Consider the following 5,159-nt stretch of genomic DNA (forward strand, 5'->3'; position numbering starts at 1 on the left):
TAAGAGACGGGCAGGGGGCAGGGGGATAAAATTCTTTCTGACTCCTGAACTCCTAAACTCCTTTCTTCTCTTCCTTCTGACTCCTGACTCCTGACTCCTGACTCCTTTTTAAAATATGATACAAGCACAGTTAGAAGAAATTGCTAATGTCCCTAACCATGCTGAAGAACATGGGGAAAGGCATTGGCGAGACTTTTTCGGTTTTAGTACAGACCATAAGGTGATTGGGATTCAATATCTGGTAACATCCTTTGTTTTTTACTGCATTGGCGGCGTAATGGCTGATTTAGTGAGGACAGAATTACGGACTCCAGAGGTAGATTTTGTCACGCCAGAGGTCTACAACAGCTTGTTCACCCTCCACGCCACAATCATGATTTTCTTGTGGATTGTGCCAACAGGAGCAGGATTTGCTAACTATTTGATCCCATTGATGATTGGGGCAAGAGATATGGCATTTCCGCGCCTGAATGCGGTAGCTTTTTGGATGGTTCCCCCAGCAGGTGTATTACTAGTTGCTAGTTTGGCTGTAGGTGATGCCCCGGATGCTGGTTGGACTTCTTACCCACCTCTGAGTTTGGTAACAGGCCAGGTGGGTGAGGGGATTTGGATTATGAGTGTGTTGCTATTGGGAACTTCTTCGATTTTGGGGGCGATTAATTTTCTCGTCACCCTTTGGAAGATGCGTGTTCCTAGTATGGGCATCTTTCAAATGCCCTTGTTTTGTTGGGCGATGATTGCAACTTCGGCTTTGGTGTTGGTATCTACACCAGTATTAGCTGCGGCTTTGATTTTGCTGGGTTTTGATTTGCTGGCAGGAACAACATTTTTTAACCCGACTGGTGGGGGAGATCCTGTTGTTTACCAGCATATGTTCTGGTTCTATTCTCATCCGGCGGTTTACATTATGATTTTGCCTTTCTTTGGGGCAATTTCGGAAATTCTGCCAATTCATGCCCGCAAACCGATTTTTGGCTATAAAGCGATCGCTTTTTCATCTCTAGCTATCAGCTTTTTAGGGTTAATCGTCTGGGCGCACCATATGTTTACCAGCGGTGTTCCCGGTTGGTTGCGGATGTTTTTCATGATCACTACCATGATCATCGCTGTCCCCACCGGGATTAAAATTTTCGGTTGGTTAGCTACTATTTGGGGTGGTAAAATCCGCCTCAACAGTCCCATGTTGTTTGCTATCGGCTTTTTAGCAACTTTTGTGATTGGTGGCATTAGTGGGGTAATGTTGGCAGCAGTTCCTTTTGATATTCACGTTCACGATACTTACTTTGTGGTGGCACATCTCCACTATGTTTTGTTTGGTGGGAGTGTCTTAGGAATTTTTGCGGCTATTTACCACTGGTTCCCAAAAATGACGGGACGGAAACTAAACGAATTTTGGGGTCAGGTGCATTTTGCCCTCACCATGATTGGTTTAAATATGACTTTCTTACCCATGCACAAACTGGGATTAATGGGTATGAACCGCCGCATTGCGGAATATGATCCTAAGTTCACGACATTGAATCAAATCTGTACCTACGGATCTTATATATTGGCGGTTTCGACGTTACCATTTATCATCAATGCGGTTTGGTGTTGGTTCTATGGGGAAAAAGCGGGCAATAATCCTTGGCAAGCGCTGACTTTGGAATGGATGACTTCTTCTCCTCCTAGTATTGAGAATTTTGAAACTCTTCCTGTTTTGACTACTGGTCCATACGATTATGGGGTGAGTGAGGAACGGGTGGAAACTGAACCTGTGTTAACTCCCCAAACTGAATCAGCACTTTAAAAGATAAGGGGGAAAGGTAAGGGGAAAAAGGAAATAAAAAACCTTTCACCCATTACCAATTACCCGTTACCAATTACCTATTACCAATTACCTATTTATGCAAGGTCAAATTATTGACACGGCAAAAACTGAATTAAGTCACCATGCGGAAGTTTCTCATCATGAGGAACATCCAGATCATCGTTTAACTGGTCTATTTATGTTTTTGGTGGCTGAGGGCATGATTTTTATGGGTTTGTTTGGTGCATACCTAACTTACCGTTCAACTATTCCTGTCTGGCCACCGACAGGAACTCCAGATTTAGAATTGTTGTTACCAACTGTAAATACTTCTATTTTGATAGCTAGTAGTTTTGTGATGCACAATGCTGATACGGCTATTAAAAAGAATGATACGAAAGGAATGCGGCTTTGGTTGGCAATTACCGCAGCTATGGGGGCGATTTTTCTGGCAGGTCAGGTTTATGAATATACTCATTTGGAGTTTGGTCTGACTACCAATTTATTCGCTAGTACGTTTTATGTTTTGACTGGCTTTCACGGCTTGCACGTTACCATCGGTGTTTTAGCGATTTTAGCAGTTTTGTGGCGATCGCGTACTCCCGGACACTACAGCAATGAAAACCGCTTCGGCATTGAAGCAGCGGAAATTTACTGGCACTTTGTAGACGTAATTTGGATTATTTTGTTCGGATTACTCTATTTACTCTAGGTATTTATTACTTAGTTGTTCACTCCACTCGAATAACCTACAGTCCCCCCTCTTTGGGGGTTTTTTTGTTTGTATTGGTTATTATTTATGGTATAAGTATATAAGTGGGTTGGGTTAAGCAATAGTGAAGCGCTCCGTAGGAATCGCGCATCGTGGTAATCAAGGCTTGTCAACAACCAGAAACATTTTGAGCAGCAGCACAACGCCAACTAGAAAAACTGGGTTATTGACAATAGCATTTTCAAGCGATCGCTCCACTGTTTGCGCTCATACTCGTTAAATAGCAGTAACCAAGCTATAAGGAGGTAAATAAGAGCAGCCAAACTCATTTCTGTACATAGGCCTATCCATCCCCAAGGTGTATGACTTTTGGCAATGTACCAAACTGCTAAACCATAAGGTATGCCCACTACTAGGGGTTGAGCAACGGCTAAAAACAGTTGTTTTACAGATGTACCAAAAACTTCCCGCATTAATAGGGGTAACTGCCATAAACTAACGGTTGTCAAGGCAATAAAAGTACCTAATAATGGTCCAATAATGCCAAAAAAGTGAGTACAGAGAATGCTGGCTAGAAAATTAATTCCAGCGGAAAGTGCAGTAGGGCGAACTAATTTAGGTTGGTTGCCAGTACCACTAAAACACCACCCCCAAAGCGATAAAAGCCCTAGTAATAATCCGTTATAAGCAGCTAGTAAAGTGACACCATCACCTGCAAAGCGATTTTCTCCCACCCATAATCTAATAAAAAAATGATTATAAGCTGCGATCGCTACCATAAAAGTTACTCCCATTACAGCTACTAATCGCGTTAGTTCAATCAGCCGAGCATTGAACTTTTCTGTTTCTCCTTTAGCATAGAGATCAGCAAGAGCCGCCCAAGTAGCATTTCCAATCCCTTGTATTTGTATTTGTGCTATTACCAGCAAACGTTGAGTCACAAAAAACGGTACAACTGTAGCGGGACTCAGACTATAGGAAATAATAATATTATCTGTAAATAAACCTAAACGACCTGAAAGATTGAGGATGAATGTAGACCAGTTTAGTCGCCAAAGTTCTTTCTCTATGGGAATTTGGGATTGGCGATCGCCCACAGCTAAAAACACATCTGGATAGCGTCGTAAGCCATCCCAGGACATCAAAACTTGAAAACAAATACCACCAATCAATACAGCTAGATATTGTCCAGTAATACCAAATCCTCGCCATGCCAGTAATAGGGACAAACCTGTAATAATCAGGCTTTGGAACATGAGAAAAAAATTGGCAAAATAGCTGCGTTGACTCGCATCTGCTAACAAACGGAAGGGGGCTAATGGTAATAAAAATATACCGACAAATGCCAACCAATAACCTGTTTGCAGTTCATTAACTAAAGAATCTGCAACTGGTACAAGCTGAGTAATAAAAAAGCCTAATCCGATTCCTGCCAGTACCATTGCTATCATGATTTGTAGATAGGCTCGGATGCCTGTAGCTAGTGTGAGGCGGATTTGTCCAGATTCCCCAATACCTACGGCTTTGGCTAACAGTGCCATCAAGGAGCCACCAATACCCAATTCTAGGAGATTGAGATAGTTTCCCCAATCACTAGCAGCGCGAAATGCTCCATAGCGTTCATCACCTAGCCAATGTAGTAGTAGAGGTGTACTAATTACACTTATGCCCAGCATAATTACTTGTAACATAAGTCCAGAGGCATAGTTAACTACTGAGCGTCCAGTTCGTTGCATTTTGCTTGTATTAAATCCATTGGATATTAGAGATAGTCATGTAGAAATAGTTATATACTAAACTGTTCAAGTCTATATAACAAACTACATCCCCGGGCTTAATAATAGTATCTGAACATAAGCTAAGTTGAATTCTACCTCGACAAGCAAACATACCAACCTTTCCCGCACAACGGTTTAAACGCCATTGGACAGGTAAATTAATATCTAAGGCTCTACGAAGGAAACGATATATCATAGAAACTTTATTGAAAAATATTTGGTTTATAGGCAATCAAAACTATATTATCAGCATAATCAAGACCGAGAACGCGAGTAATTATATATTTACTTACTGCTCCTAAAATATATTGTATCCAGGCTTTTTGTTGTGGTTCAAAAACAACTCTATATCCTTCTACCTTTAAGCCCATAGAAGTTAAATAAGCCCATAAATCAGGTAAGTTATAACAATGCAAGTGTGTCATATCTGAAATTAAGGGGCTTCTGACACACCGAGCATTAGGAGTTTGAATAATAAGTATACCGTCTTCATTTAGTAAATTAACTAATCTATGAATGAGAGCTAAACCATCTGAAAGCTGTAAATGTTCAATCACATCTAGACATAAAATAGCTGAATATTGATGATTGATTTCATCTGAATTTGCATAAGTATATTTAAATTCTTCTCCTATATCTTGTGTATGATACTTTCCTAAATAACCTGCTTTTTTAAATTTTTGCATGATTCTTAGATCACCTGCTCCTACATCAAGAACAGTATCTTGGTTTTTAACTTTATTAAAAATCACTTCCTCAATTTCACAAAGTTCATGTGAATTCCACCATCTAAGTAAAGGAAATTTTGGAGTTCCTGATTTTAATAACTCTTTTCTTTGCCAATAATTCAAATAAACCAGATTTTGCTGTATCTGTCTCT

General features: G+C 40.5%; 5 protein-coding genes. 2 read left to right on the forward strand and 3 right to left on the reverse strand.

The features are described from left to right. The first annotated feature begins 115 nt into the window (after window positions 1–115). A complete protein-coding gene (gene ctaD / locus IQ228_RS20595; protein ID WP_027404750.1) occupies window positions 116–1,789 on the forward strand; it encodes a cytochrome c oxidase subunit I in 1,674 nt (557 codons plus the stop codon). A gap of 97 nt (window positions 1,790–1,886) precedes the next feature. Continuing rightward, window positions 1,887–2,501 carry a heme-copper oxidase subunit III gene (locus IQ228_RS20600; RefSeq protein ID WP_027404751.1) on the forward strand — a complete coding sequence of 205 codons (615 nt, stop codon included), beginning with the start codon at window positions 1,887–1,889 and terminating at the stop codon, window positions 2,499–2,501. A 209-nt stretch (window positions 2,502–2,710) separates the two neighbouring features. On the opposite strand, the gene IQ228_RS20605 is transcribed toward IQ228_RS20600, so the two are convergent. The 3 genes from IQ228_RS20605 to IQ228_RS20615 form a co-directional block, all read right to left on the reverse strand. Beyond that, a complete protein-coding gene (locus IQ228_RS20605) occupies window positions 2,711–4,237 on the reverse strand; it encodes a polysaccharide biosynthesis C-terminal domain-containing protein (protein WP_193964218.1) in 1,527 nt (508 codons plus the stop codon). 10 nt (window positions 4,238–4,247) lie between these two features. Continuing rightward, window positions 4,248–4,475, reverse strand: coding sequence for a hypothetical protein (locus IQ228_RS20610; protein WP_193964220.1), 228 nt, complete (start codon window positions 4,473–4,475; stop codon window positions 4,248–4,250). 7 nt (window positions 4,476–4,482) lie between these two features. Continuing rightward, window positions 4,483–5,159 (reverse strand): bifunctional 2-polyprenyl-6-hydroxyphenol methylase/3-demethylubiquinol 3-O-methyltransferase UbiG (locus tag IQ228_RS20615; protein WP_228043978.1); only part of this gene is annotated, 677 nt, incomplete at its 5' end.

Origin of the sequence: Dolichospermum sp. LEGE 00246 (assembly GCF_015207865.1) — a bacterium.
In the GTDB taxonomy this organism is placed as follows: domain Bacteria; phylum Cyanobacteriota; class Cyanobacteriia; order Cyanobacteriales; family Nostocaceae; genus Dolichospermum; species Dolichospermum heterosporum.

Excerpts from the sequence above, each read along its gene's own strand:
- ctaD (WP_027404750.1), top strand. The coding sequence starts at position 116 with ATGATACAAGCACAGTTAGAAGAAATTGCTAATGTCCCTAACCATGCT.
- IQ228_RS20600 (WP_027404751.1), top strand. The coding sequence starts at position 1,887 with ATGCAAGGTCAAATTATTGACACGGCAAAAACTGAATTAAGTCACCAT.
- IQ228_RS20605 (WP_193964218.1), bottom strand. The coding sequence starts at position 4,237 with ATGCAACGAACTGGACGCTCAGTAGTTAACTATGCCTCTGGACTTATG.
- IQ228_RS20610 (WP_193964220.1), bottom strand. The coding sequence starts at position 4,475 with ATGATATATCGTTTCCTTCGTAGAGCCTTAGATATTAATTTACCTGTC.